This window comes from Mesorhizobium sp. M7A.F.Ca.ET.027.03.2.1 (assembly GCF_003999175.1).
Lineage (GTDB): Bacteria > Pseudomonadota > Alphaproteobacteria > Rhizobiales > Rhizobiaceae > Mesorhizobium.
In genome coordinates, this window is the sequence record NZ_RZOM01001772.1 from 1 (window position 1) to 609 (window position 609).

General features: G+C 69.1%; 1 protein-coding gene. It reads right to left on the reverse strand.

Annotated elements, in window-relative coordinates; genetic code table 11:
- Positions 1-609, reverse strand: a 609-nt coding sequence (locus EN750_RS37975) for a PLP-dependent aminotransferase family protein (protein ID WP_145968372.1), incomplete at both ends; no start/stop codon positions are given.

Sequence of the window (609 nt, forward strand, 5' to 3'; positions counted from 1 at the left end):
CGGCCTGCGCCATGGGATAGCAGGGGTTTTCGATCCAGACGGCATCGCCGGGGCTGAGCGCGGCGCGCACCAGAAGATCCAGCCCCTGCTGCGTGCCCGAAGTCAGCACGATCTGGCCGGCATCGCAGCGCACGCCGCGTGCGGTCCTGAGATAGGTGGCAATTGCCGTGCGCAGCGGCAGGCCGCCGCGCGGATCGCCATAGCGGAAATGCTCCGGCCCGGGGCGAGCGAGGTGGCGCGACAGAAGGATGCGAAACAAATTAAGCGTGCGCGGATCGGACACCGCCACGCCAAGGCCGCAAGGCAGCGAGGTGGCGGCATCGATCTCGGGTGGCCGTGGCTTGACCAGTGTTGTCGGCAGATGCGGCACGTCAGGCGCGACGAAGGTTCCGGCACCGATCCTGGCGACGGCGAAGCCTTCCGAGACCAGCATTTCAAAACAGGCAACCGCCGCCGAACGCGATAGGCCGAAGCGCTGTGCGAGATCCCGGGTGGTCGGCAATTTGGCCCCGGCGGCCAGCGCGCCGGTCTCGATCAGCCGCCTGAGCGCCGCATAAAGCTCGCGGCTGCGCGGGCCGTCGCCCGGGAGGACCGGGATCAGCGCCGACC